This window comes from Xanthomonas citri pv. mangiferaeindicae, assembly GCA_002240395.1.
Taxonomy (GTDB): Bacteria; Pseudomonadota; Gammaproteobacteria; order Xanthomonadales; family Xanthomonadaceae; genus Luteimonas; species Luteimonas citri_A.
The window spans coordinates 3,526,629-3,552,139 of sequence record CP016836.1; the positions used below are offsets into that span (position 1 = coordinate 3,526,629).

Annotated in this window: 21 protein-coding genes and 1 pseudogene; 12 read left to right on the plus strand and 10 right to left on the minus strand. The window is 68.1% G+C overall.

Annotation, left to right across the window (positions count from 1 at the left end; all coding sequences use genetic code 11):
- Positions 1 to 469 precede the first annotated feature (469 nt).
- Positions 470 to 1,663 (plus strand): glycosyl hydrolase, encoded by a 1,194-nt coding sequence (locus BEN78_15290; GenBank protein ASR45181.1) that lies wholly within the window; start codon positions 470 to 472, stop codon positions 1,661 to 1,663.
- Between the two features lie 127 nt (positions 1,664 to 1,790).
- On the opposite strand, the gene BEN78_15295 is transcribed toward BEN78_15290, so the two are convergent.
- From BEN78_15295 to BEN78_15320, 6 genes are all read right to left on the minus strand, one after another.
- Positions 1,791 to 3,011, minus strand: coding sequence for an outer membrane protein assembly factor BamB (locus BEN78_15295; GenBank protein ASR44521.1), 1,221 nt, complete (start codon positions 3,009 to 3,011; stop codon positions 1,791 to 1,793).
- Positions 3,011 to 3,643, minus strand: a complete 633-nt coding sequence (locus BEN78_15300) for a hypothetical protein (GenBank protein ID ASR44522.1) — start codon at positions 3,641 to 3,643, stop codon at positions 3,011 to 3,013. The genes BEN78_15295 and BEN78_15300 overlap by 1 nt, the downstream gene beginning before the upstream one ends.
- A gap of 107 nt (positions 3,644 to 3,750) precedes the next feature.
- Positions 3,751 to 4,578, minus strand: a complete 828-nt coding sequence (locus tag BEN78_15305; protein ASR44523.1) for a hypothetical protein — start codon at positions 4,576 to 4,578, stop codon at positions 3,751 to 3,753.
- Complete coding sequence (locus BEN78_15310) at positions 4,575 to 5,369, minus strand: type IV pilus biogenesis/stability protein PilW (protein ASR45182.1); 795 nt, start codon at positions 5,367 to 5,369, stop codon at positions 4,575 to 4,577. The genes BEN78_15305 and BEN78_15310 overlap by 4 nt, the downstream gene beginning before the upstream one ends.
- Entirely contained in the window at positions 5,356 to 6,543 is a 1,188-nt protein-coding gene (locus BEN78_15315; GenBank protein ID ASR44524.1) for a 23S rRNA (adenine(2503)-C(2))-methyltransferase, read from the minus strand. Before BEN78_15315 ends, BEN78_15310 begins: the two co-directional genes overlap by 14 nt.
- Positions 6,540 to 6,965, minus strand: coding sequence for a nucleoside-diphosphate kinase (locus BEN78_15320; GenBank protein ASR44525.1), 426 nt, complete (start codon positions 6,963 to 6,965; stop codon positions 6,540 to 6,542). The genes BEN78_15315 and BEN78_15320 overlap by 4 nt, the downstream gene beginning before the upstream one ends.
- Before the next feature lie 265 nt (positions 6,966 to 7,230).
- Between BEN78_15320 and BEN78_15325 the strand changes: the two genes are divergently transcribed.
- From BEN78_15325 to BEN78_15335, 3 genes are all read left to right on the plus strand, one after another.
- Positions 7,231 to 7,851 (plus strand): TetR family transcriptional regulator, encoded by a 621-nt coding sequence (locus tag BEN78_15325; GenBank protein ID ASR44526.1) that lies wholly within the window; start codon positions 7,231 to 7,233, stop codon positions 7,849 to 7,851.
- Between the two features lie 50 nt (positions 7,852 to 7,901).
- On the plus strand, positions 7,902 to 10,274 hold the full coding sequence (locus tag BEN78_15330; GenBank protein ID ASR44527.1) for a 3-hydroxyacyl-CoA dehydrogenase: 2,373 nt from the start codon (positions 7,902 to 7,904) through the stop codon (positions 10,272 to 10,274).
- A 76-nt stretch (positions 10,275 to 10,350) separates the two neighbouring features.
- Positions 10,351 to 11,556 (plus strand): acetyl-CoA acetyltransferase, encoded by a 1,206-nt coding sequence (locus tag BEN78_15335; GenBank protein ASR44528.1) that lies wholly within the window; start codon positions 10,351 to 10,353, stop codon positions 11,554 to 11,556.
- Between the two features lie 145 nt (positions 11,557 to 11,701).
- Here the strand turns inward: BEN78_15335 and BEN78_15340 are convergent, their stop codons facing one another.
- A complete protein-coding gene (locus BEN78_15340) occupies positions 11,702 to 12,379 on the minus strand; it encodes a cell envelope biogenesis protein OmpA (protein ASR44529.1) in 678 nt (225 codons plus the stop codon).
- A 168-nt stretch (positions 12,380 to 12,547) separates the two neighbouring features.
- Positions 12,548 to 13,962: pseudogene (locus BEN78_15345) on the minus strand (deoxyribodipyrimidine photolyase).
- Positions 13,963 to 14,107: 145 nt separating this feature from the next.
- Between BEN78_15345 and BEN78_15350 the strand changes: the two are divergent.
- The 3 genes from BEN78_15350 to BEN78_15360 all read left to right on the plus strand — a co-directional run bounded on the left by BEN78_15350 (position 14,108) and on the right by BEN78_15360 (position 16,492).
- Positions 14,108 to 14,548, plus strand: coding sequence for a Fe-S cluster assembly protein SufE (locus tag BEN78_15350; GenBank protein ID ASR44530.1), 441 nt, complete (start codon positions 14,108 to 14,110; stop codon positions 14,546 to 14,548).
- A complete protein-coding gene (locus tag BEN78_15355; GenBank protein ASR44531.1) occupies positions 14,545 to 15,792 on the plus strand; it encodes a multidrug transporter in 1,248 nt (415 codons plus the stop codon). The genes BEN78_15350 and BEN78_15355 overlap by 4 nt, the downstream gene beginning before the upstream one ends.
- 124 nt (positions 15,793 to 15,916) lie before the next feature.
- On the plus strand, positions 15,917 to 16,492 hold the full coding sequence (locus tag BEN78_15360) for a hypothetical protein (protein ID ASR44532.1): 576 nt from the start codon (positions 15,917 to 15,919) through the stop codon (positions 16,490 to 16,492).
- A 252-nt stretch (positions 16,493 to 16,744) separates the two neighbouring features.
- Here BEN78_15360 and BEN78_15365 read toward each other — a convergent pair whose 3' ends face one another.
- Positions 16,745 to 17,290: an RNA polymerase-binding protein DksA gene (locus BEN78_15365; GenBank protein ID ASR45183.1), complete on the minus strand. Its 546-nt coding sequence runs from the start codon at positions 17,288 to 17,290 to the stop codon at positions 16,745 to 16,747.
- Positions 17,291 to 17,860: 570 nt separating this feature from the next.
- On the opposite strand from BEN78_15365, the gene BEN78_15370 reads away from it, so the two are divergent.
- The 5 genes from BEN78_15370 (at position 17,861) to BEN78_15390 (ending at position 24,414) form a co-directional block, all read left to right on the plus strand.
- Positions 17,861 to 18,097 carry a membrane protein insertion efficiency factor YidD gene (locus BEN78_15370; GenBank protein ID ASR44533.1) on the plus strand — a complete coding sequence of 79 codons (237 nt, stop codon included), beginning with the start codon at positions 17,861 to 17,863 and terminating at the stop codon, positions 18,095 to 18,097.
- A complete protein-coding gene (locus BEN78_15375) occupies positions 18,094 to 19,446 on the plus strand; it encodes a dihydroorotase (GenBank protein ASR44534.1) in 1,353 nt (450 codons plus the stop codon). Before BEN78_15370 ends, BEN78_15375 begins: the two co-directional genes overlap by 4 nt.
- An 89-nt stretch (positions 19,447 to 19,535) precedes the next feature.
- Positions 19,536 to 20,351: a peptidase M23 gene (locus BEN78_15380; protein ID ASR44535.1), complete on the plus strand. Its 816-nt coding sequence runs from the start codon at positions 19,536 to 19,538 to the stop codon at positions 20,349 to 20,351.
- 286 nt (positions 20,352 to 20,637) lie between these two features.
- Entirely contained in the window at positions 20,638 to 20,841 is a 204-nt protein-coding gene (locus BEN78_15385) for a hypothetical protein (GenBank protein ASR44536.1), read from the plus strand.
- A 114-nt stretch (positions 20,842 to 20,955) separates the two neighbouring features.
- Positions 20,956 to 24,414: an autotransporter outer membrane beta-barrel domain-containing protein gene (locus BEN78_15390; GenBank protein ASR44537.1), complete on the plus strand. Its 3,459-nt coding sequence runs from the start codon at positions 20,956 to 20,958 to the stop codon at positions 24,412 to 24,414.
- A 100-nt stretch (positions 24,415 to 24,514) separates the two neighbouring features.
- On the opposite strand, the gene BEN78_15395 is transcribed toward BEN78_15390, so the two are convergent.
- Positions 24,515 to 25,414 carry a GTP cyclohydrolase gene (locus tag BEN78_15395; protein ID ASR45184.1) on the minus strand — a complete coding sequence of 300 codons (900 nt, stop codon included), beginning with the start codon at positions 25,412 to 25,414 and terminating at the stop codon, positions 24,515 to 24,517.
- Positions 25,415 to 25,511: the final 97 nt, after the last annotated feature.

The window sequence follows — 25,511 nt, forward strand, 5'->3', positions numbered from 1 at the left end:
GAGAACGGGAAGGCGGGCCGGCACCGGAGCGGCGGCCACAAAACGGACGGGCCCGGGCGGTCACACCGCCCAGGGCCCCTAGTGTCGCATTGGTGGCGTCGAAACCCTACTGGTTCAGGCGCCAGGCGCTGGCATGGCCATCGACGGTCTGCGTCACCAGCACGCCTCGGCGACGACCGGGGCCCTTGATCGGGTCGCGGCCGGCGCGCTCGCGCGCATCGTCCTGATCAGCATGCCCTGCGCGTCGCCGCACGCGATCGCTTGCAACCGCCCGAGCACGAACCGGGCAAGTGTGTACGGCGGTTGTCCCGTGCGCTGGGTGATCTGGGCGCGCTCTGAGGTTTGTTGCCTGACTTGTCGGGTTGCAGCGCGTTGCGAGCGCCTGGCCATGCCTGGCGGATATGGCAACACTCACCCGCCGTTCGGCTTGCGCCCCGCACGTTGAATCTCCCTCTTCATGGAGACCCTCATGTTTCTGCGCCGCAGCCTGCTGTGCCTAGCCTTCGCCACCGCCCCCCCGGCGTTCGCCGCCGACATCACCTTCTGGGAAACGCCGCAGCGCGGCGGCAACAGTTTCAACGAGAATCCGCCGGACCGTGCCTACTTCCAGGCGCTGCGTGACACCGGCGCGACCTGGGTGCGGCTGACCCCGGACAAGTGGAAAAGTGCCGGAGGTCGCGATTTCCTCTTGGGCGATGCCGACCACTACCAAGGGCTGGTGCAGGCTGATGTGGTGACCCTGCGCCGTGCGCTGGATGACGCAGATGCCGCTGGCCTGAAGGTGGTGCTGGTGCCATTGTCGCTGCCCCTGCTGCGCTGGAAACAGAAGAACGGCGACGTGGTCGACCCGCGTTTATGGCAGTCGATGGATAACCACGTTCCGGCGCAGCGCTTCTGGCGTGATCTGGCTGCGGCCCTGAAGGGGCATCCGGCGCTCGCCGCCTACAACCTGATCAACGAGCCGGCACCCGAGTACGGCACCGCGCTTGCCGAGCATGCGCCACGCGCGGCAATGCAGGAGTGGTACACCAGCGTGCAGGGCGGCCCGCGCGATCTGCGCGTGCTGTACCGCGAGCTGATCGACAGTATCCGCGCGGTGGATGCAGACATGCCGCTGATGCTCGATGCCGGCTGGTATGCGGCGGCTGATGCGTTCGATTACTGGCCGGCGCCGCTGGACGACGCAAAGCTGCTGTACAGCGTGCACATGTACGAACCCTATGCGGCGACCAGTGCGCCTAACCAGAAACGCGCCACGCCGTACCGCTACCCGGCCACGGTGCCGTTCGGTTCGGGGCAACAGCACTGGGATGCGGCACGCATACGCCGCTATCTGCAGCAGCCGATGGACTGGGCGAAAACCCATGGCATCGGCGCCAACCGGATGGTGATCGGTGAGTTCGGCTGCATGCGCCGCTGGCCCGATTGCGCTGCCTATCTCCACGACGTGCTGGCGGTGGCAGAGCAGCAGCGCGTGCACTGGGCGTTCTACGCGTTCCGCGAGGACGGCTGGGATGGCATGGATTACGAGTTGGGCGACGCAGCGCTGCCGTGGTCATACTGGCAGGCAGTGGAGAAAGGCGAGGCTGTGCAGCCACCGCGCTCGATGCAGGCGCCACTGTTTGCCCCGATCCTGCAGCGGTTGAGGGAGCAGGCGCGTTGAACTGCCGTCGTTGCGGCGAATGCCGACCAAGATCGGCCTCTACCAGGTCATCGCTGCCGCGGTATCGCCGGGCCATGCCCGGCGACCACCTGGGTCACGTCAGTGTCGCATTGGCGGCGCCGAAACTTTACTGGTTCAGGCGCCAGGCGCTGACGTCGCCGTCGACGGTCTGCACCACCAGCACGCCGTCGGCGACGACCGGGGCGCCCTTGATCGGGTCGCGGCCGGCGCGCTCGCGCGCGGCGAACTCGCCGTCGTCCAGGCGCAGCCAGTGCAGATAGCCGTCCAAGTCGCCGACCACGGCGTAGTCGCCCTGCACCGCCGCGGCGCTGAGATTGCGCCGCGCCAGCGCCGGCTGCTGCCACGCCGCCGTGCCGCTGAACTTGTCCAGCGCCCAGACGGTGCCGTTGGCGTCGGTCACGACCACGCGATGCGGCGACAGCGCCGGGCGGTTGGAGCCGCCATGGTCGCTGACCCACAGCGGGCGCCCGCTCGGGCCTTCCAGTGCCATCGTGCGGTGGCGGTAGCTGCTGGCAAACAGCACGGCTTCCTCGAGCACCGGGGTGCCGTCGACGTCGGCCATGCGCTCGAGCTCGGTGCGGCCGTCGGGCTGGGCGACCGCCTGCTCCCACAGCGTGCGGCCGTCGGCCAGCGCGAGTGCGGCCAGCGTGCCGTCGTCGTTGCCGACGAAGACGAAGCCCGGCCCGAGCACCGGCGCGTCGTTGCCGCGGACGGTCAGCGACGGCAGTTCGCGCACCCAGAACCAGCGGCGCTCGCCGCTGGCGATGTCGAACGCGGTGACGCGACCATCGTTGGAGCGCACCAGCACCAGGCCCTGCCCGATCGTCGGTGCGGCGATGACCTCGTTGGTGACCTTGGCGGTCCAGCGCTGCTCACCGGTCGCCGCATCGAGCGCCAGCACGTCGCCGTCCAGACTGCCGACCACGACCAGGCCATCGCCGACACCCGGACCACCGCTCAGGCGCAGGTCCGATTCATGGCGCCAGACCGAAGCGCCGCTCTGTAGGTCCAGTGCGCGCACGCCGCCCTTGATCGCGGCGACGTAGACGCGGCCATCGGCGACCACCGGCCCCTGACGCACGCCCAGCCGTCCTTCGCCCTTGCCGGCGCTGGTCCGCCACAGCCGGGTCACCGTCACCGACGGGGTGATGTCGGTCAGCTTCGCAGGTTCCGACAGCGCCTTGGCATCGGCCTTCTCGCTGTTGCCGAACCAGCCGCGCACGGTGCTGCAGCCGCTCACCGCGACCGCGCACAGCGCGATCGCCGCGAACCGCAACGCGCGGGACGGAACGGGGGAAGCCGCGGCGGGGGCCGTGTGCTCGGTCATCAGGATTCAACCTCGGGTTCGTCCGGCGCACCGCCGACTTGGGAAAGCTTGAGCTCGACCAGCCCGCGCTGCGGCGCGGCGCTGTCGAGGCCGCGCAGCGCACTGGCGTAGTCGGCGCGGGCCTGCTCGACCTGCTCGAGCGCGAAATGCGCATCGCCGCGCACTTCCAGCGAGACCGCATCGTCGACGCCGTCGAGCAGTGCGACGGCCTCCTGGCCGCGGCCGGCGTCGATCAGCAACCGTGCCAAACGCTGGCGCACGACCGCCGCCACGCCGGGTTCGGCGCCCTCGACGCCCTGCAGCGTGGCGATCGCGGCGTCGCGGTCGCCGGCGTCGAGCTGCGCCTTGGCCAGTTGCAGCGCGGCCAGTTCGCCATAGGTGGAATCGGGCAGCGCGGCGACGCGCTCGCCGGCCTTGTCGAGCGTACCGGCGCGGATGTCCAACACCGCGGCCTGGTAGTCGGCGTGCTGGGCAGCCGCCTGGTCGTGGGTCCGCTGCTTCCAGTACTGCCAGCCGAAGATCAGGACCGCGCCGACAACGACGCCGCCGACCAGCCCCAGGCCGTTGTCGCGAAGCCAGGCCTTGACCCGCTCCCCCTGTTCGCGCTCGTCGAGCAGCTCATCAAGTGCCATATGTTCTCTGCGCCCGTCGCCGGCGACGGGTCTTTGCCATTGGAAAACGACAGACCGGCGGCAGCGCTCGCGCGCCGTGCCGGTCCTGTGTGCAGCGCGGGTCGCGACTACTCGGCGACGGGCGCAAAACCGCGATCGGAGGATACCTCAAAGCGCGCGACGTTCGACCGGCGAAACTCGGACAGATCCTGAACGACCCCATCGCGCAGCACCTCGACCGCGCCGGCATTGCCCAGCACGATGCGGTGGACATCCGCAGTCGCGAATTCGCGCTGCTGGCCGGCCGGGATTTCGGCCGACTCGATCCGGCGGCCGTCGTGGCCGACGATTTCCACCCAGCTCGGACCGCTGAAACGCAGCGTCAACCGACCCGTCTGAGCGCGTGCGGCGGGCTCGGCCGCCGGCACGGGCGCGTTCGCACGCTTGGGCAGTGCGCCCAAGGATGCGGTGACCGGCCGCGGGCCGGCAGGCTGCGCGGGCGCGGCGTCGTCTCCGAGCACGCCCAGCGAAGCGGTGATCTCACCGGTGTCGTCGACATGCTGGCGCGTCGCCACCCAGACCGGCACGACGATCAGTGCGGTGATGACGACATAGACCGCGCGGCCCATGGCCTTGTCCAGCACCCGCTGCATCGGCGGGGTGTAGGTGCGCGGGGTCAGTTCTGGCGGGCGCACCTCGGTGGCCGCCGGCACGGTGTCGGCCAGCGACTCGGGCAGCCCGAGCAGACGCAGATAGCTGCGCAGCTGACCGCGGACGAACACCTGCGCGCCCAGGCGCCCCCAATCCTCGGCCTCGAGGGCCTCGACCACGCGAATCTGCATCCGCAGTCGCGAGGCGACATCGGCAAGGCGCAACCCGGCCTGCTCGCGCGCGACGCGCAGGCGCTCTCCGACCCCAGACGTGGTCTCTGGCATGGCCTGGTGCGAAGAACTCATGGTGGACTGGTTTCCCTTGGCTGGAGTTGCGGCGCGTCCGGAAATTCGCTCGCCAGACGCCGCATGAGTCGATCGGCGGCGGCTCCGTCGCCGAGCCCCTGTTCGATGCGGGCCGCCAGATGCAATGCTGCCGCAGTTGCGGGGGCCACGGCAAGCCATCGTTGCGAAAAAGCGCGCGCCTCGAACCATCGCCCCTGGCTGGCGAGCAACCGAGCCATGGCATCGAGCGCGACCGCGCTCGCAGGTTCGAGTTCCAGCGCGGCGCGCAGATCGCGTTCGGCGCGCACGGCGTCACCGGCCTCGAGTGCACAGGCGCCGGCATTGGCCAGGGCGCCGGCGCGGTCGCCGTAGCCCGGATCCTGCAGCGCGGCGTCGAACTGCGCCAGCGATTCGCCCGCACGGCCGCTGCGGCACAGCCAGGCGCCGTAGTTGTTGAGGGTCGCGCCGCGGTGGGGCGCGCGCTCGACCGCGGCGCGGTAGTAGGCGCCGGCCTGCGCCGAGCGGCCCTGACGCTCGCTGACCAGCGCCAGCAGCGTATTGGCGTCGGCCGCGGTCTGCTCGTTGCGCAAGGCCGCCTTGGCCTGGCGCTCGGCGGCTCGATCGTCGCCCTGCTGGTAGGCGCGCACGCCCAGTGCCAGTTGTTCGCGCGCGGCCTCGGCACGGCGGAACTCGGGGGTGCCACTGATATCGTAGGTCGGGCGGTCGGTGTTCGGCTTGACGAACCCCGAGCGCGAGCAGGCGGCCAGCGCCATGCCGAGCATCACCAGGACGACGGCCTCAGGCCACCGCATCGACACCGTCGCCACCCTCGGCGCGCAGCCGCTTGAGGTGTTCGGCCTGGCGCCGCGTGCGGTCGGCGACCTGGCCCTTGAGCTGGCCGCAGGCCGCGTCGATGTCGTCGCCGCGGGTGCGGCGGACCGGCGCGATGCGGCCCGATTCATTGAGCAGCTTCTGGAACCGCCGGATCGCGGCGTCGTCCGGGCGCTCGTACCGGGTGCCCGGGAACGGGTTGAACGGGATCAGGTTGACCTTCGCCGCGTCCTTCATCTGCAGGCGGTTGTCGAAATCGCGCATCAGCCGCACCAGTTCACGGGCATGCTGGGGCTGGTCGTTGACATCGCGCATCAGCGTGTACTCGAACGTCACCGACTCTCCGCGCTTGCGCTGGGCGTAGCGCACGCACGATTCCATCAGCTCGGCGATCGGGTACTTCTTGTTGAGCGGCACCAACTCGCTGCGCAGCGCGTCGTTGGGCGCGTGCAGCGAGACCGCCAGCGACACATCGCTGACCTCGCCAAGCTTGTCGATCATCGGCACCACACCGGCGGTCGACAGGGTGACGCGCTTGTTGGCCAGGCCGTAGCCCAGGTCGTCGCGCATGATGCTCATCGCACGCACGACGTTGTCGAAATTCATCAGCGGCTCGCCCATGCCCATCATGACCACGTTGGTCAGGCGGCGCTGCTTGTGCGGCACGTTGCCCAGGTGGCGCGCCGCCACCCAGACCTGGCCGATGATCTCGGCGGTCGACAGGTTGCGGTTGAAGCCCTGGGTCGCAGTGGAACAGAACTGGCAGTTGAGCGCGCAGCCCACCTGCGACGACACGCACAGCGTGCCGCGGCCCTTGTCAGGGATGTAGACGGTCTCGATGGCGTTCTTGCCATCCATCGCCAGCAGCCACTTGTGGGTACCGTCGGTGGAGGGCTTTTCGAACTGGATCTGCGGCACGCGGACTTCGGCGTGCGCCTCGAGCTTGGCGCGCAGCCCCTTGCCCAGGTCGGTCATCTCGTTGAAATCGGTGACGTACCGGTGGTGGATCCACTTCATCACCTGGTGGGCACGGAAGCGCTTTTCGCCGAGGATCTCGGCGAAAAAGCGCTCCAGTCCCTCGCGATCGAGGTCGAGCAGGTTCTGCTTGGCGACAGCAACGTCGATGGCGACCCCGGTCACGATGGCATCACTCAGCGCGAGACGACTTCGTCGTTCTTGAAGAAGTACGCGATCTCGGTCTGCGCGTTCTCGACCGAATCCGAGCCGTGGGCGGCGTTGGCGTCGATCGAATCGGCGAAGTCGGCGCGGATCGTGCCCGGCGCGGCGTCCTTCGGGTTGGTGGCACCCAGCAGCTCGCGGTGCAGAGCCACGGCGTTCTCGCCTTCCAGGGCCTGGATCATCACCGGGCCGGAGGTCATGAATTCGACCAGCGCGTTGAAGAACGGACGCTCGCGGTGGATCGCGTAGAAGCCCTCGGCCTCCTCGCGGGTGAGCTGCTTGTACTTGGCGGCCACGATCTTCAGGCCCGCCTTCTCGAAACGGCTGTAGATCTCACCGATGACGTTCTTGGCAACGGCATCGGGCTTGACGATGGACAGGGTGCGCTCGAGCGCCATCTGCGAATTCTCCGGACAATGGGGACGACCATCCCGGCGGGCTGGTCGAAGTTAGCATGGAAAAACCCGCGTCTGGGCGCGGGTTTAGCCGATACGGCTGCAGTGATTCTACCGCATTGCGAGGCAAGCCGCAGCGCGCCGATCCAAGAAGCGATCCAAGAAGCGATCCAAGACGCGATGCAAGCCGCGATCGAAGGCGCGGTCATTGACGCATCGCCCCGCTGCGCTCTAGCATCAAACAAGCGTTTGATTCAGCGGAGAGCGGATGAGCGGTACGCGGCAGTTTTCGACCAAGGACAAGATCCTGGGCGCAGCCGAGGAGCTGTTCGCGGCCAATGGATTTGCCGGCACCTCGCTGCGGCAGGTCACCAGCCGCGCCGACGTCAATATCGCCGCGGTCAACTACCACTTCGGCAGCAAGGAGAACCTCGTCAACGAGGTGTTCCGCCGGCGCATGGACCAGATGAGCGCGCAGCGCCTGGCCCAACTGCGCCGGGCGCTGGCCGAGCAGCCCGGGCAGATCGAGCCGATCATCGCCGCCTTCGTCGATCCGGCGCTGGACATGGCGATCGGTCGCAACGGCAACGGCGGGTTCGTGCGGGTGATCGCACGCGCCTATGTCGAGAAGAACGATGCGCTGCGCAAGTTCCTGTCCGAGCAGTACGGCCACGTGCCGCGCGAGTTCGCCTCGGCCCTGTCCACCTGTCTGCCGGGACTGGGCAAGGCCGAGCTTTATGGCCGGCTGGATTTCCTGGCCGGCGCACTGACCTATGCGATGGCGGACTTCGGCTTGATCAAGCGGCCGCACGGCACCACCGAGGCCGAACACCGCACCCGGATCGCCGGCGAACTGATTCGCTTCTCTGCCGCCGGTTTCCGCGCCTGACCCCCATGCCGGGCTCGACCCGGCCCTTATCGAACAAAGGGATGGAGCAAATGTCCGAGAAATTGCTTGTACGTCGCGCCGCGGTCCTGGGCGCCGGGGTCATGGGCGCGCAGATCGCCGCCCACCTGACCAACGCCGGCATCGACACGGTGCTGTTCGACCTGCCGGCCAAGGACGGCGACCCCGACGGCATCGTCCGCAAGGCGCTGGCCAATCTGGGCAAGCTCAGCCCCGCCCCGCTGGCCTCGCGCGCGTTGGCCGAAGCGATCGTGCCGGCGAACTACGAGACCGGCCTGGCGCTGCTCGAAAGCTGCGATCTGATCATCGAGGCGATCGCCGAGCGGATGGACTGGAAGCAGGACCTGTACCGCAAGATCGCCCCGCATGTGCCGGCGCACACCGTGCTTGCCAGCAACACCTCAGGCTTGGGAATCAACAAGTTGGCGGAAGTTCTTCCAGAGGAACTTCGTCATCGTTTCTGCGGTGTGCACTTCTTCAACCCGCCGCGCTACATGCATCTGGCCGAACTGATTCCGGCCAAGACCACCGACAAGGCGGTGCTCGAGGGTCTGGAAACCTTCCTGACCACCCAGCTCGGCAAGGGCGTGGTCTACGCCAAGGACACCCCGAACTTCATCGGCAACCGGATCGGCGTGTTCTCGATTCTGTCGACGATCCACCATACCCAGGAGTCAGGCCTCGGCTTCGACGAGGTCGACGCGCTGACCGGTCCCCTGCTCGGCCGGCCGAAGTCGGCGACCTATCGCACCTCCGACGTGGTCGGGCTCGACACCATGGCCCATGTCATCAAGACGATGGCCGACACCCTGCCCGACGACCCGTGGCACGACTATTTCGCCACGCCCAAGTGGCTGTCGGCACTGATCGACAAGGGCGCGCTCGGCCAGAAGGCCGGGGCCGGCATTTTCCGCAAGGCCGGCAAGGACATCACCGTCCTCGACCTCGAGGCGCAGGACTACCGCCCCGCCGACCGCAAGGCGGCCGACGAGGTCGTGGAGATCCTCAAGACCCGGGATCCCGCCGAGCGCATGGCCAAGCTGCGCGCCAGCGCGCACCCGCAGGCGCAGTTCGTCTGGGCGATCCTGCGCGACCTGTTCCACTACAGCGCCGTGCACCTGGAAGATATCGCCCAGACCGCGCGTGATGTGGATCTGGCGATCCGCTGGGGCTACGGCTGGCAGCAGGGGCCGTTCGAGCTGTGGCAGGCGGCGGGCTGGAAGCAGGTCGCCGACTGGATCGCCGAGGATATCGTTGCTGGCAAGACCATGAGCAGCGCGCCGCTGCCCGACTGGGTGTTCGACGGCCGCGAGGGCGTGCACGCGGCCGAGGGCAGCTACAGCCCGGCCCAGAATGCCAAGCTGCCGCGCTCCGCGCTGCCGGTCTATCGCCGCCAGCGCTTCCCCGACCCGTTGCTTGGCGAGCGCTTCGATCAGGGCGAGACCCGCTTCGAGAACGATGGCATCCGGCTGTGGAGCGATGGCGACGACATCGGCGTGATCAGCTTCAAGACCAAGATGCACACCGTCTCCGACCAGGTGCTCGACGGCATCCAGGAGGCGATCGGCATCGCCGAGCAGGACTTCAAGGGCCTGGTGATCTGGCAGCCCAAGGAGCCGTTCTCCGCCGGTGCCGACCTCGCCGGCGCGCTGGGCCTGCTGCAGGCCGGCAAGGTGGACGCGTTCGAGGCGATGGTCGCCAACTTCCAGGCGACCAGCCAGCGCATCAAGTATTCGCTGGTGCCGGTGGTCTCGGCAGTGCGCGGCCTGGCGCTGGGCGGCGGCTGCGAGTTCCAGATGCACAGCGCGCGCACGGTCGCGCACCTGGAGAGCTACATCGGTCTGGTCGAGGCCGGGGTCGGCCTGCTGCCGGCCGGCGGCGGTCTGAAGGAACTGGCGGTGCGCGCGTCGAACGCGGCCGGTGCTGGCGGCGACGTGTTCGCCGAGCTCAAGAAGACCTTCGAGACCGTCGCGATGGCCAAGGTCTCGACCTCGGCCGTGCACGCGAAGGAACTGGGGCTGCTGCGCGCAGACGACGTGGTGACGTTCAACGCCTACGAGCTGCTGCATGTCGCCCGCCAGCAAGCTGCCGCGCTAGCCGAGTCGGGCTATCGCCCGCCCCTGCCCGCGCGTGCGATCCGGGTCGCCGGCGATGTCGGCATCGCGACCTTCAAGATGCTGCTGGTCAACATGCTCGAAGGCCGCTTCGTGAGCCCATACGACTACGAGATCGCCGAGCGCATCGCGACTGTGCTGTGCGGCGGCAATGTCGACCGCAACGCGCTGGTCGACGAGGATTGGCTGATCCGTCTGGAGCGCCAGCACTTCGTCGAGCTGGCGCAGCAGGACAAGACCCAGGCCCGCATCGCGCACATGCTCAAGACCGGCAAGCCGCTCAGGAACTGAGGTTCGTGCGTGGCCCGCGTGTCAGGCCACGCCGTGTCCCCGTCCCGAACCTCGACATCGCATTCCGGAGTTTCCAATGACCAAGCAGATCCAGGACGCCTATATCGTCGCTGCCACCCGCACCCCGGTGGGCAAGGCGCCCAAGGGCGTGTTCCGTAACACCCGTCCCGACGACATGCTCGCGCACGTGCTCAAGGCCGTCGTCGCGCAGGCGCCGGGCATCGATCCGGGGCGCATCGACGATGCGATCATCGGCTGCGCGATGCCCGAGGGCGAGCAAGGCATGAACGTGGCACGCATCGGCGTGCTGTTGGCCGGCCTGCCCGATACCGTCGCCGCACAGACCGTCAACCGCTTCTGCTCCTCTGGCCTGCAGGCAGTGGCGCTGGCCGCCAACGAGATCCGGCTGGGCAATGCCGACCTGATGCTCGCCGGCGGCACCGAGAGCATGAGCATGGTGCCGATGATGGGCAACAAGGTCGCGCTGTCGCCGTCGGTGTTCAAGGACGACCATGTCGCGATCGCCTATGGCATGGGCATCACCGCCGAGAAGGTCGCCGAGGAATGGAAGGTCTCGCGCGAGGATCAGGACGCGTTCGCCCTGGCCTCGCACCAGAAGGCGATCGCCGCGATCCAGGCCGGCGAGTTCAAGGACGAGATCAGCCCCTACGAGATCCTGTCGCATCAGCCGGATCTGGCCGGCAACACTGTGCAGCTGAAGAAGCGGCTAGTGGATACCGACGAGGGCCCGCGCCCGGATTCGTCGCTCGAGGGGCTGGCCAAGCTCAAGCCGGTGTTCCGCAACGGCCAGTTCGGCGGTTCGGTGACCGCCGGCAACAGCTCGCAGATGAGCGATGGCGCGGCCGGCATCCTGCTCGCGTCCGAGCGCGCGGTGAACGACCACGGCCTCAAGCCGCTGGCGCGCTTCGTCAGCTTCGCCGTCGCCGGCGTGCGGCCCGAGGTCATGGGCATCGGACCGATCGCGGCGATTCCCAAGGCGCTGGCGCAGGCCGGGCTGACGCTCGACGACATCGACTGGATCGAGCTCAACGAGGCATTCGCCGCGCAGGCACTGGCGGTGATCCGCGACAGCAAGCTGGACCCGGACAAGGTCAACCCGCTGGGCGGCGCGATCGCACTGGGCCATCCGCTGGGTGCGACGGGCGCGATCCGGACCGCGACGATCGTGCACGGCATGCGCCGCCGCAAGAAGCGCTACGGCCTGGTGACGATGTGCATCGGCACCGGCATGGGCGCTGCAGGCGTGATCGAGGCGCTGTAACGCACCACGGCATGTGTGCGGCCTCCGATTCACGAGGCCGCGACTGCTGACGGGTGCCGCCTGTCCGTCGCCTCGCCCCCGGATTGGCAGCCAAAAAAAGCCCCGGCACTGCCGGGGCGTTTCTTCAAGCGTGATCGCGTGGCGATCAGCCCTGCAGCGGCACCACACGGACCTCGACGCGGCGGTTGGCCGCCCGGCCCTGTTCGGTGCTGTTGTCGGCGATCGGACGCGTCTTGCCGAAGCCGACGATCTCGAAGCGCTGGCGCAGCAGGCCCTGGCCGATCAGGTAGTTGCCCACCGCATTGGCGCGCTGTTCCGACAGTCGCTGATTGACCGCATCGCTGCCGACGCTGTCGGTATGGCCCGAGATCTCGACGATGGTCTTGTCGTACTCGGCCAGCGTGCGCGCGACGTTGTTGAGCGCGGGATAGAACTGGGCCTTCAGATCGGCCTTGCCGAAGTCGAAGGTCACGCCGTCAGGCAGATTGAGCTTGATGACGTCGCCTTCGCGATCGACCTGGATACCGGTGCCCTGGGTCTGGCGACGCAGTTCGGCTTCCTGGCGATCCTGATAGGCACCGATCGCGCCACCGGCCAGGCCACCGACACCGGCGCCGACGAGCGCACGCTGGCGGCGTTCGGTTGCATCCGACCCGCTGAGCAGGCCCGCAACTGCGCCGATGCCGGCACCGATCAGGGCATTGTTGCGCGTGCGATTCGGATCGTCGGGCGCGTTGGTCTGGCCGGTGTAGCTGGCGCAGCTGGTCAGCAACAGGACGCCTGCGATGGCCGTGGTCAGGCCTGCGGTGCTCAGTTTGCGCATGTCTTGGATCTCCCTTAGGTCAGGACACGAATGTCCGCGAATGGTGATGGCGGGAGCGAAAGTACCCGTTGCCTGATGCAAATAGGGTGACGGATGTGACGGTGTCCAAGGCCTGTTCAGTTTCGCGCGCGCCACCCCGCATCACGAGCGTGCGGCTCGGTCAAACGCTCAGCGTGATGCGCGATAGGCGGCGAGTGCCGCCTCCCGGCCTGCATCCAGATCCACCATCGGCTTGCGCGGATAGTCTGGCGCCAGCGCCGCCAGGCGGTCAGGCTCGGTCCAGGGCGCGAACAACAAGGGCGCCGGCATGTCAGTCAGTTCGGGCAGCCAGCGCCGGATGTAGGCACCGTCCGGGTCGAAGCGCTGCGCCTGGGTGACGGGATTGAAGATCCGGAAGTACGGCGAAGCGTCGGCGCCGGTCCCACCGATCCACTGCCAGCCGAGCGTGTTGTTGGCCAGATCCGCATCCACCAGCGTGTCCCAGAACCAGCGCGCACCTTCGCGCCAGTGGACGCGCATGTGCTTGCACAGCCAGCTGCCCACGATCAGCCGCACGCGGTTGTGCATCCAGCCGGTGTGCCAGAGCTCGCGCATGCCGGCATCGACGATCGGCACGCCGGTCCGGCCTTGCTGCCAGGCTTCGAGGCGACCGGCGTCGGGCCGCGCCCAGCGGAAGCGCGCGAAGCGGGGGTTGAGGTCGCGGCCGATGCTGTCGGGGAAATGGTGCAGCAGGTGGTGGGCGAACTCGCGCCAGCCCAACTGCCGGATGTAGGCATCGATCTGCGGCGCAGTGGCGGCGCGACGTTCGGCCTCCAGCGCGGCAACGATCCGCCACGGCGCGATCTCGCCGAAATGCAGGTGTGGCGACAGGCGCGAAGTGCCGACCTGATCGGGGCGGTCGCGGCCACTGGCGTAGTCGCGCAGTGCCCGTCGACGAAGACTTCGAGGGCCTCCCTTGCGCCGTCCTCGCCCGGCGTCCACGACGACCAGAAGCCGGTGGACCAGTCGGGTTCGGGCGCGAGCTTCAGGTCGGCGAGCGCGACGCCGTTGGGCCCGGCCTCGGCCGTCGGCAGCAACGGCGGCGGCGACCAGGTCGCCTGCATGCGCCAGGTCGACAGGGCCTTGCGCCAGAACGGCGTGAATACCTTGTACGGGCCGCCCTGCCCGGTCTGCAGGGCCCACGGCTCAAACAATAAGGCGCCGTCGTGGCTTTCGGCACGCACACCGTCGCCGCGCAAGGTCCGCTTGATGCGGGCGTCGCGTTGTTCGATCGCCGGCTCATAGCGGCGGTTCCAGAACACCGCCTCCGCGTCGCAGGTCTCCACCAGCGTGCGCAGGGTCGGCAAGGTCGGGCCGTGGAAGAGGCGCAGGCGTGCGCCATGACGGCGCAAGGCCTGGTCGAGCGCGGCCAGTGCGCGATGACGCCAGGCGTTGGACGCTGCGCCCGGTGCCCAGTCGCCTTCCTCGTCGGGGGCGTGGATATAGACGCACACCGGCGCCAGGCCGGCCTGGAGTGCTGCGTGCAGCGCGGGGTTGTCGTCGAGCCGAAGGTCGTTGCGGAACCAGACGATCGCGTTCGCCATGCGCTCCTCCTCGCGCGTCGCCGGCAAGCCTAGCCGACCGCGATGATGGCGGCGAGAAGACCGCTACATCCCCTTCGCGCGCTTTTGCTTCACACTATTGCGTTCTGGCCCGCCCTGCGACGCCGCCCGTTTCCCGACCGCGCCTGTGACCGATTCGCCCTTCCCGCTCGAAGCCTCGCCCGAACAGGCGCAACGCGCCATCGCCGACGAATTCGCCTTCTTCGGCGACTGGTCGGAACGCTATCAGTACCTGATCGACCTCGGCCGCAAGCTGCCGCCGTTTCCCGACAGCGATAAGACCGAAGCCAACCGCCTGCATGGCTGCCAGTCGATGGTCTGGATCGTGGCCTCGGGTGATGCGGATCGGCTGGACTTCGCGGCGGCCAGCGACTCGGCGATCGTCTCGGGCCTGATCTACCTGGCCTTGCGCGTGTATTCGGGCCGCAGCGCACGCGAGATCGTGGATACCGACGCCAGTTACATCGGCGACATCGGGCTGGCCAAGCACCTCTCGCCCACCCGCAGCAACGGCCTGGCCGCCCTGCTCGCCTTCATCCGCGATCGCGCTCAGTCCGCGTTGGCGTGAGCGTACCCGGCGACAAGTCTTCCGACAGCCGGGCCGCGCCGCTGCGCAATCCAGGCTTTCGTGCATTGCTGGGCTATCGCATCCTGACGATCCTGTCCTACCAGATCGTTGCGGTCACCGTCGGCTGGCAGATCTACGCCGCAACCCAGAACCCGTGGATGCTCGGACTGGTGGGGCTGGCCGAAGTGCTGCCCTACTTCTGCGTAGCGCCGTTCGCCGGCTACCTGGTCGATCACCTGCCCCGGCGCAAGCTGGGCATGGCGGCGGCCGCAGGCCTGGCAATCACACCGGTGCTGCTCGCCCTGCTGTCACTCGACGGGCTGGGCGACCACGTCTGGCTGATCTATCTGCCGATCATGCTGACCGGCATGGTGCGGGCGTTTCTGGGACCGGTCTACAACGCGCTGTTCGCGCGTGTGCTGCCGCGCGAGCAGTTCGCGCGGGGCGCCAGCCTGGGCAGCATCGCCTTCCAGAGCGCGGTCGTGGTGGGCCCGGCGATCGGCGGATTCGTCGTCGGGTGGGCCGGCGAAGCCAGCGCCTATGCGCTGGCCTCGGTGCTGGCGCTGGGCGTGATCGTGTTCTTGGCGCGGATGCGCGTGACCGAGCCGCCGCGCATGCTGCAACGCGCCCCGATTTTCGCCAGCATCGCCGAAGGCGCGCGCTTCGTATTCGGCCACCAGATCCTGCTCGGCGCGCTGGCGCTGGACATGTTCGCGGTGCTGTTCGGCGGCGCAATCTCGCTGGCGCCTGCCTTCATCCACGACATCCTGCACTGGGGCCCCGAGGGCCTGGGCATCCTGCGCGGCGCGCCGGCACTGGGCTCGGTGGCAATGGGCATCTGGCTGGCTCGGCATCCCATCCAGCGCAACGCCGGCCGCTTCCTGCTGCTCGCGGTCGGTGGCTTCGGTCTGTGCATGATCGGCTTTGGCCTGTCCACTGCGTTCTGGCTGTCAGCGTTTTTCCTGCTGCTGTCGGGCATGTGCGACGGGGTGTCGGTGGTCATGCGCTCGACGATCATGCAGTTGGCGACGCCCGACCACATGCGCGGCCGGGTGTCGTCGATCAATGGCCTGTTCGTGGGCTCGTCCAACGAGATCGGCGCGTTCTACATGGGCTCGATGGCCCGCCTGCTCGGCCTGGTGCCGGCCGTCGTGCTCGGCGGCTTCATGACGATGGGCGTGGTCGCGACGACGGCATGGAAGGCACCGCGCCTGCGCCGCCTGGACCTGCGCGAACTGCAGTAACGCGGAACTGTGACGGGCGACCGAGTCGCCCTGCCCGATCCCCGGAATACTCGCCCGAACACGTGACCTGCCACCGCAAGTCGTCCGCGCTCGGGATCGCGCGGATTTCGCCAAGGAACCGGCCATGCGCGCACCCGTTCTGGTATCGATCGCCCTGCTAGTCGCCTGCGCGCTCGTTGTCGTGCTCGGCATCCAGAACCGCCGGCTGCAGACGACGCTGACCGACCTTCAGACCGCACATCTGGCACCGCCGGTAGGCGCATGGTGGCCGGCCCTCGAACTGCAGACCCTCGACGGGCACACCGAGACGCTGGGCGGCGCAGGCCGGGCACAGGTCATCTATGTCTTCGACACCGGTTGCCCGGCGTGCAAGGCCTCGGTGCCGGTGGTGCGGGAGATCGAGCGTCAGCTGCGGGACGGCCCACGCGCTGTCTCGCTGGTGGGCATCGGTGGCGGACGCAATATGGCGGCCTACCCGGAGGACGCCGCATTCGACTTCCCCGTCTTTCCACAATCGGAAAAGCTGGTGTCGCTGCTTGGTCTGCAGCAAGTACCGCTGCTCGTCGCGGTCGATCACGATGGACGCGTGGTCTTCTCGCATGTCGGGCCTTTGGACAAGGACGTAGCTGCATCCCTCATGACCGGCATCCGTGGCCTGGACGTCGCAGACGCTGGTCTCACTCCAGGAGAAGGCAGATGAAGAAGGTCACGAGCAAGATGAAGAATGCGTTGGTCGCGTTGGCGATCATCGGGTCCCTCGGGTTCGGGGCTGCCCAGGCGTTCCAGTCCAACGCCGCGGGCAGCCGGTGTACGCATCCTGAGACCGGCTGTCCCTGCAAGCCCGGTTGCCAGTACGGCGGTCGTGTCGGTTGTTGCCTGATTCCCTGACGGGCGCGCAAAGAAAAAGCCGGTCGAATCGACCGGCTTTTTCTGGAGCGATCGGCGGAAGCCGTCAATCCCCCATCTGCTTTTGCAGATGTTCCCAGCGTTCCTGCTCGTCGATCGTGCGCTCGGCCGTCAGGCGCGCCTCGAGACGGTCGAGACCGATCTCCTCGCCCGAGTCCACGCTGTAGCCGTACTCGCCCGAGTCGACACGCTTGAGCGTGCTGTCGATCTTGCCGATCAGCTTGCGGTAGCGGTCGCGCGTGCGAAGCTCGAGCGAGTTCTCGGTCTCCCGCGTCGCACGTTCCGCCTCGTCGCCGACATCGCGGACTTCGTCCTTGAGGTTCTCGATCGTCTGCTTGGATTCCTCGACCAGGTCCGCGCGCCACTGCAGCAGGCGCTGGCGGAAATACTCGAGCTGCAACGGACTCATGTACTCCTCGTCGGCGGAGGGCTTGTAGCCCGCCGGGAGGATGGGACGACCTGTCTCTTCATCGGTCTTGTACTGCACGACCTTCACCTTCGTTCTGGGCGCCGGCTCCGGCTGGCGCGCCACGACCGCGACGGCGACCTTGCCGGCCGGACGCGGACGTGTTGTGGGAGTGGAAGCCGGCACCGGCTTGGGTGCGGCGGTTTTCGCCGGCGCCGACGTCGCCTTCGCAGACGCAGCCTCCGGTTTGGCGACAGGCTTGTCGATGACCGACTTCGCCGGTGCCGCCTTCTTGGCGACGGACTTAGTGGCCACCGACGGAGCGGCGGCCTTGGCGTTCGTCGCCGGCTTCGGCGCCACGGTCTTGTTGACCGGAGCGGCCTTGGCGATCTTCTTGGCCGGGGCCTTCGACGGCGCCGCCTTCTTGGCAGGCGTCTTGGTGACCGGCGTCTTCTTGGTCGCCGGCTTGGCCACGGCCTTCTTGGCGACGGCCTTCTTGGTCACGGGCGCAGACTTGGCCACCTTCTTGACGGCCGGGGCCTTCTTCGCGGGGGCAGACTTCTTGGTCGCAACCTTGGCGGGCGCCTTGGCTGCGGGCTTGACGGCCTTCTTGACGGCCTTTTTTACGGGTTTCTTGGCTGCCACGAGCTGCGATCCTTGTCATTCCCTTGGACGGGGAAGCGGGCTGTTATACCCTGCAAACCCTGCAGCGGCAACCGGACCGGCCGCCGCATTCATCGCCTCTGCCGACCTGCCGTGATCGAGCGTCTCCTCATCGTCCTGCTGCAGGGCTACAAACGGTTCGTCAGTCCGTTGCTCGGCCAACGCTGCCGCTTCCATCCCAGTTGCTCGCAGTACGCCATGATCGCCATCGCCCGGTTCGGTGCATGGCGCGGCGGCTGGCTGGCCCTGCGCCGGCTCTCGCGCTGCCACCCCCTCCACCCCGGCGGGCACGATCCGGTGCCGATGCCCGAAATGGACCCCAAGCCATGACTCAAACCCTGATCCGCAACGCCCGCCTGGTCAACGAGGGCCGCATCGTCGAGGGCGATCTGCGCATCGGCGCCGACGGCCGCATCGCCGCGATCGGTGGCGACCTGTCCGCACGCGAGGGCGAGCGCGTCGTCGACGCCGCCGGGCGCTGGCTGCTGCCGGGCATGATCGACGACCAGGTACATTTCCGCGAGCCGGGCCTGGAGCACAAGGCCGACATCGCCAGCGAATCGGCCGCGGCGGTCGCCGGCGGCCTGACCAGCTTCATGGACATGCCCAACACCAGCCCGCCGACCTTGAATGCGGACGCGTTGCAGGACAAGTACAACCGTGCCGCCGGCCGCGCGCGCGCGAACTACGGCTTCTACATGGGCGCGAGCAACGACAACCTCGATCACGTGCGGCGGATCGACCCGCTGACCACGCCGGGCGTCAAGGTGTTCATGGGCGCCTCGACTGGCAACATGCTGGTCGACGACCCCGACACCCTCGACGGCATCTTCCGCGAGACGCCGGTGCCGATCATCACCCATTGCGAGGACACGCCGACGATCGACGCGATCCAGCGCGAGTATGTGGCCAAGTACGGCGACGACATCCCGGCGCAGTGCCACCCCGACATCCGTTCGCGCGAGGCCTGCATCAAGTCGACGCGGCTGGCGCTGGCGCTGGCGCGTCGGCACGACACCCGGTTGCACGTGCTGCACATCTCCACCGCCGAGGAGCTGGCGTTGTTCGAGGCCGGCCCGCTGGTGGACGCAGATGGACGCCTGCGCAAGCGCATCACCGCCGAGACCTGCATCCACTTCCTGCGCTTCGACCGTGCCGACTACGCGCGGCTCGGGCATTTGATCAAGTGCAACCCGGCGATCAAGGACGCCTCCGATCGCAGCGCGCTGCTGGCGGCGCTGGCCGACGACGTCATCGATGTGCTCGCCACCGACCATGCGCCGCACACGCTGGCCGAGAAGCACAACCCCTACACCCGTGCGCCGAGCGGGCTGCCGCTGGTGCAGTTCGCGCTGGTCGCCGCGCTCGAATGCGTCCACGAGGGACATTTCGACATCACGCGTGTGGTGCAGAAGTTCGCGCACGCACCGGCGCAGCTGTTCGACGTCTCCGAGCGTGGCTTCCTGCGCGAAGGCTATTTCGCCGATCTGGTGCTGGTGGAGGACACACCGTTCACCGTGCAGCGCGAGCAGGTGCTGTCCAAATGCGGCTGGTCGCCGTTCGAGGGCACGACGTTCCGCTCGAAGATCGCCTCGACCTGGGTCAATGGCCAACTGGCCTGGGACGGTACGCAACTCGTGGGCGACCCAGCCGGCCAGCGCCTGGCCTTCTCGCGCTGAGCGCCGGGGCCTGCCTGGGCGCCAGGCCACCGCAGCTTCATGCGCGCTCACCTATTCTGCCCGCCCCTTCCGCTGCACTGCGCTTCCTGATGCCGACACGTTTCGTACTGCTGCTGCTCTGCGCCCTGTTCGCACTGCCGCTCGCCGCCCAGGACACCGACGCGCTGCGCTTTCCAGAGCGCGTCGAGCAAGGCAGCCTGGTCGTGGGCAAGGTGCCGGCGGGCAGCCAGGTGCGCTATCGCGACCGCGCGCTGCGCGTCAGCGGCTACGGGACGGTGGCACTGGGCATCGGTCGCGACGAGGTCGGCCCGGTGCAAGTGCAGGTGATCGACCCCGAAGGTCGCGAGCATGTCGCCACGATCAACGTCGCGCCGCGCGACTGGCCGATCGAACGCGTCAATGGGGTGCCGCCGACCACCGTCAACCCGCCGCCGGCGATCGCCGAGCGCATCCGCCGCGAACAGGCGCAAGTGACCCAGGCGCGGACGCGCGACGACGCACGCGTCGATTTCGGCGGTCGTTTCCTTCGCCCGGTCGAAGGGCGGATCAGCGGGCGCTTCGGGCGTGCGCGTTCCTACAACGGGCAGCCGGGCGCACCGCACTCGGGCATGGACATCGCCGCGCCGACCGGCACGCCGGTCAAGGCGCCTGCCGCCGGCATCGTGACGTTCGCCGCGCCCGATCTCTATCTGACCGGCGGCACGCTGCTGCTCGACCACGGCCATGGCGTGAGCTCGAACTTCCTGCATCTCTCGCGGCTCGACGCCAAGGTTGGCGACCGCGTCGAACAGGGCCAGGTGATCGGCGCGGTCGGGGCGACTGGGCGTGCGACCGGGCCGCACCTGCATTGGGGGATGAGCTGGTTCGACGTCCGGATCGATCCCCAGCTTGTCTTGGAGCGCTGAAGACGGGTCTCCACGTTGCTCGCCTTTCCCTCGCGCGGCGACGCGTTCGTCAGAGTTGCGAGGCGTTGGGATCATGGAGGCGCGCTTGATTAGACTTCCTCGCACCATGTCGGCGTTCAACAGCATTCTTCTTGTACTGCTCGCAGCACCCACGGTCGCCGGGTGCGCATCGAAGCCGCTCCCGGCTCCTCCCGTCGCCAGGGGCGACATCACCAAGACGCCGGGGCTGCGATTGACCCAGCCCGGCGAAGAAGTGACGCAATCACGCGTGCGCTTTCCTTCCACTGTGGTGCGTGGCACGCGGCTGGAAGGTCGCGCGCCCCCAGGCAGCACGATCCACGACGGCCATGGCGTCACGACGGTCGGCGCCGATGGCCGCGCCGTCCTGCAGGCCCCCGACCGCATGGGCGACTGGATGCTACGGGTCGACCGCCCCGGATCGGCACGCGCATTGACGATCCGTGTTCGCGTCATCGATGCGGACAACTGATCGACATGGGGTCTGCCCCGATCTTTTGCCAAGCATCCCGGCTAACATAGATGAACGCCAGCTGGATGATTCACATCGCCAGTGGCGTTTGTTCAGTCAACTTAGGGAAGCAGCATGACTCGACGCAACACCGTTTCACGCTCACGCAGCACGCGCATTTCGCGCTCGCGTCTCGCACTGGCCATTTCCTGTGGCGTTATGGCACTGGCCTCGTTGCCGGTTGCAGCACAGACATTTTCGTCCGGAAACACGCATTCCGCGATCGAGTCCGCGGTTTCCCGGGCATTCTTTGGGAGCAGAGCGACGGCCTCGACCACACAGCCGGTCCTGTTCGCTGATGGGTTCACCGCACGCTGGCGCCTGCGCGACGATGCCCGGGCCAAATCGGCTTCGACCGACATCGCGCCCCGCTCCACGTCGGCCGCCGTGCCGTCGCAACCCACTGATTCCACGTCCTGGGTCACCGAGGAGTTCAAGGCGGACTGGGGACTGGAAGTCATCAACGCCCATCACGCTTATGCGCGCGGTCTCAGCGGCGCTGGCGTGCGACTGGGGCTGCTGGATTCCGGCGCCGGCTTCGACCATCCGGAGTTCGCGGGCAAGGATCATCGAGCGATCACGATGGCCGAGCTGCTTGCCGACGGTTCGCGCTGCGCTCAGACCGAATTGCTCGATGGCCCCGATGCCTGCTTCTACTCCGAAGGCGATCAGGTCGCGGTGGAGGGCGAGTACTACGATCCGTCGCTGGCGCCGCTGTTCCCCAACCCCGCCAACGACTACCTGTGGGGCAATACGCTGCTGTCCTTCAATAGCCACGGCACCCATGTCGCAGGCACGATCGCCGCCAACCGCGACGGCAGCGGCATGCATGGAGTGGCATGGGGCGCGGACCTGAGTTCGGCGCGCCTGTTCAACGACAGTCTCACCATCGTCGACATCCCATGCATCTTCTATAACGAGTGCACGACGCTGACCACTTCGGCCGACAGCTCGGCATTCGCGCAGATGTACGAGCAGGCGATCGACCATGGCGTCCGTGCGATGAATCACAGCTGGGGCTACACGTACACCGCGTACACGCCGGAGGAGGCGCAGGCATATCACGATGCGCTCATGAGTATCGCGTCGGTCGCCGCAACCCTGGAGACGATGGCCGAGGCCTCGCGCGTGTCGGGCATGCTGCAGGTAGTCGCCGCAGGCAATAGCGGTGTGAATCCTTCGCCCGAAGAGAGTCCGCAGGCATCGGCACCCGCAACACTGCCGGCCATCTTCCCGGACATCGAGCAGTACTGGATCAGCGTGGTCAATCTCAACGACCAAGGCGTGCTCGGCAACCAGTCGATGAAATGCGGCATCTCGGCGCAGTGGTGCATCGCCGCACCCGGCAGCGTCATCACCTCGACCGTCTACGACAACGACTTGCTCGAGGGCGACTGGTTCGTGGACGACGCGGGCAACCTGCGCTACGAGTTCTCCAGCCGAGAAGGGCTGCCCGGATTCGCCGACTATTCGGGCACCTCGATGGCCGCCCCGCACGTCACCGGCGCGCTCGGGCTGCTGTTCGAGCGCTTCCCGTATCTGGAAGGCCACCAGATCCGCGACGTCATGCTGACCACTGCGACCGACCTGGGCGAGGAAGGCGTCGACGACATCTATGGCTGGGGTCTGCTCAACCTGGAGAAGGCGATCGAGGGCTACGGCCAGCTGCGCGTCGACACCGACATCGTCATGGACCAGGCTGCAGGTGGCACCAAGGTCTGGGACGGCGATGCCTGGGACGACTGGACCAATGACATCGGCGGCCCTGGCCGGCTCGGCTTCCACTCCAATACCGGCGGCTGGCTGCGCCTGTCGGGTGACAACAGCTTCAACGGCGCCACGGTGACCGGCGGGACGCTGGAGCTGACCGGGCGCAATACGCTGGCCGACGACGTGCTCGTGCAAGGCGGGCGTCTGTTGATTGCCGAGGATGGGCGTCTGCAGGACACCGCGCTGACGGTGACCGGCGTGGTCGATGCGCAGACCGGCGCGATCCTCGGACGCGGTGTCGCGGTCGTGAACGGCACCGTCGAGGGGGGGCAGACGCGCGTCGAGGCACTCGGCACGCTGGGTGGCAGCGGCACGCTCGGCGACACCTGGGTCGCCGGTACGATCGCGCCAGGCAACTCGATCGGCACGCTGGTCGTCGATGGCGACTATGTGCAGACCGCCGATGCCACGCTGGTCGCCGAACTGCAGCCGCCAGACCTGTCCGACCTGCTGTCAGTCACCGGCTCGGCCACGCTGTACGGCGGCACGCTCGTCGCCAGCCGCTTGCCCGGCACCTACCTGCTCGGCCAGCAGTACCGCATCGTGTCGGCACAGGGCGGCGTGACCGGTACCTTCGACACCATCGACACCAGTGCGCTGTCGCCGTTCCTGTCGCTGTCGCTGCTGTACGGGCCGAACGCCATCGATGTGGGCGTGGCGCGCGGTGTGGCGCTCGCGACCGCGGCACAGAGCGGCAACCAGCGCGCCACAGCGGCGGCGCTCGATGCACTACCCGACGATCAGGGTCTGCTGGTCCCGCTGACCCAGCTCGGCGAGGCCGGCGCACGCAACGCGTTCGACCAGCTCTCGGGTGAAATCCACGCCAGCGCGCAGCAGGTCCTGATCGACAGCGGTCGCCTGGTCCGCGATGCTGCCCTCGCCCGGGCCTCGGCCGGACACGACGGCTTCCGCGGTCAGCGCGACGCCGACGCCAACACCGGGGCATGGGTCGAAGTGCATCGCCAGGGCGGCCGGGTCGGCGGCGACGGCAATGCCGCGCGCGCGCAGTACAACGGCACGGCGGCGCTGGTCGGTATCGACCGCCAGTTCGACGGCGGCTGGCGGGTCGGCGCCTTTGGCGGTGTCGGCAGCACTGACTTCGACGTGCGCAGCCGTGCCTCGAAGGGTGATGCCGATACGCGTCACGTGGGTGTCTACGGCAGCCAGGTCTGGGACGGCCTGGGCCTGCGCGTGGGCTATACGTATGCGTGGCATGAGCTGGACGTCGAGCGCGACGTCGCGTTCGCCGGCTTCGCCGATGGCGTGCACGGCCGCTACGACGCGACTGCATGGCAGGTCTTCGCGGAACTGGGCTACCGGTTCGGCAACGAGCGTTGGGAACTGGAACCGTACCTGCAGTACGCCCATGTCGAACTCGACCACGATGGCTTCGCCGAGGACGGCGGCGCTGCAGCGCTGCGCGGCCGCGACGGCGACACCCGTGTCGACCTGACCACGGCCGGCGTGCGCTTCAACGTCAACCTGCGCGGTACCGCCCAGGACCAGAGCTGGTTGAGCCTGCGCGGCAACCTGGGTTATCGCTACGCAGGTGGCAACCAGGTGCATGACGCGCAGTTGTCGTTCGACGGAAGCCGCTGGTACGGGGTGACCAGCCCGTCGATCGCCGACGAAGCCACGCTCGTCGAGCTGGGTATCGCTGCCCGCACGTCGGCCAACAGCCTGCTGGAGCTCGGCTACAGCGGCGCGTTGTCGGACGACGCCCGCGACCACGGCGCCAGCGCCCGGTTCTCGTTGCAGTTCTGAGCGACGGCAATCGGCATCACGAAAAGGGGCGGCTTCGGCCGCCCCTTCTCTTTGCGACGGCGGGCCACGACACGAGGGATCTCGCGGCGAAGGTCCGCGCTCAGCCGCTGACGCGCGCCACCGCGTCGTGCGCGTGCAGGCTTTCGAAGTGGGCGACGGTTGCCTCGAATCGCGCAACGCGCGGGTCGGCGGTCAGCACCGCGGCGACACGACGGGCGGCATCCTCGCAGAACATCAGATTCTCGGCGTTGAGGGCGGCGAATGCCTGCTCGTCCTCGCGCTTGACCGCAGTCTGCACCGGCGTGCCGAGTGCGAGTTCGAGTGCGTCGATCAGCGACAGGACCGGCAATGCATCGACATCGGGCGACAGCCGCAGGCGCACGGTCGCGCGGCTGCGCTGGGCATGCGGGGTCGCCGCCAGGCCGCGCGGCGAGGCCAGCCAGTCGTGCACCGCGTCGAAGCTCGGCGTGCTGACGGCGAAATCGGTGGCGAATCGCGCCGCATTGAGCTGGCGCGACAGCGCCGCCGAGGCCGGGCATGTGCTGGAGTACTCGACCGAGAGGGTCAACGTCAGCGCCAGACCATCCGGGCCCAGCACCGCATCGAGTTCGATCGGATAGGTCTTCCAGCCGCTGTGATCGCTGGCAAGCGCCGCGCGGCGCAGCAACTGGCCGTACTTCAAGGTCAGTTGCACGCGATCGGCCAGGCCGCGCTGGGAGTCGATGCAATCGGCCAGCACGCGTGCGAGCGTGTCGCGCCCGAGGGTCTCGCGCGCCAGTGCGTCCTGCAGGTGCAGGTACAGCCGCGACATATGGATGCCGCGCGCATCGGGATCGATCAGGTTGACGCCGATATCGGCGCGGGCCGGCACGGTGACCGCCTGCCCGTCGCCATCCTCGATGCGCAATGGCAACGCGATCTCCGCCATGCCGACCCAGTCGAGCAGGCGCGCCGCCTGGGCCTGGTCGCCGGCGACATCGGGAAGGACGGGGGGACGGATGGAATCGCTCAAGGCTGCGCTCGCGGGGGACGGGACGACACCCTTGCGGGCGTGGGCCACGCAGTTTAACGGCTCGGCCGGCGACCGCCCTGCAACG

Coding starts and splice junctions, on each gene's coding strand:
- BEN78_15290 (ASR45181.1), top strand. CDS start 470: ATGTTTCTGCGCCGCAGCCTGCTGTGCCTAGCCTTCGCCACCGCCCCC.
- BEN78_15295 (ASR44521.1), bottom strand. CDS start 3,011: ATGACCGAGCACACGGCCCCCGCCGCGGCTTCCCCCGTTCCGTCCCGC.
- BEN78_15300 (ASR44522.1), bottom strand. CDS start 3,643: ATGGCACTTGATGAGCTGCTCGACGAGCGCGAACAGGGGGAGCGGGTC.
- BEN78_15305 (ASR44523.1), bottom strand. CDS start 4,578: ATGAGTTCTTCGCACCAGGCCATGCCAGAGACCACGTCTGGGGTCGGA.
- BEN78_15310 (ASR45182.1), bottom strand. CDS start 5,369: ATGCGGTGGCCTGAGGCCGTCGTCCTGGTGATGCTCGGCATGGCGCTG.
- BEN78_15320 (ASR44525.1), bottom strand. CDS start 6,965: ATGGCGCTCGAGCGCACCCTGTCCATCGTCAAGCCCGATGCCGTTGCC.
- BEN78_15325 (ASR44526.1), top strand. CDS start 7,231: ATGAGCGGTACGCGGCAGTTTTCGACCAAGGACAAGATCCTGGGCGCA.
- BEN78_15330 (ASR44527.1), top strand. CDS start 7,902: ATGTCCGAGAAATTGCTTGTACGTCGCGCCGCGGTCCTGGGCGCCGGG.
- BEN78_15335 (ASR44528.1), top strand. CDS start 10,351: ATGACCAAGCAGATCCAGGACGCCTATATCGTCGCTGCCACCCGCACC.
- BEN78_15340 (ASR44529.1), bottom strand. CDS start 12,379: ATGCGCAAACTGAGCACCGCAGGCCTGACCACGGCCATCGCAGGCGTC.
- BEN78_15360 (ASR44532.1), top strand. CDS start 15,917: ATGCGCGCACCCGTTCTGGTATCGATCGCCCTGCTAGTCGCCTGCGCG.
- BEN78_15375 (ASR44534.1), top strand. CDS start 18,094: ATGACTCAAACCCTGATCCGCAACGCCCGCCTGGTCAACGAGGGCCGC.
- BEN78_15380 (ASR44535.1), top strand. CDS start 19,536: ATGCCGACACGTTTCGTACTGCTGCTGCTCTGCGCCCTGTTCGCACTG.
- BEN78_15390 (ASR44537.1), top strand. CDS start 20,956: ATGACTCGACGCAACACCGTTTCACGCTCACGCAGCACGCGCATTTCG.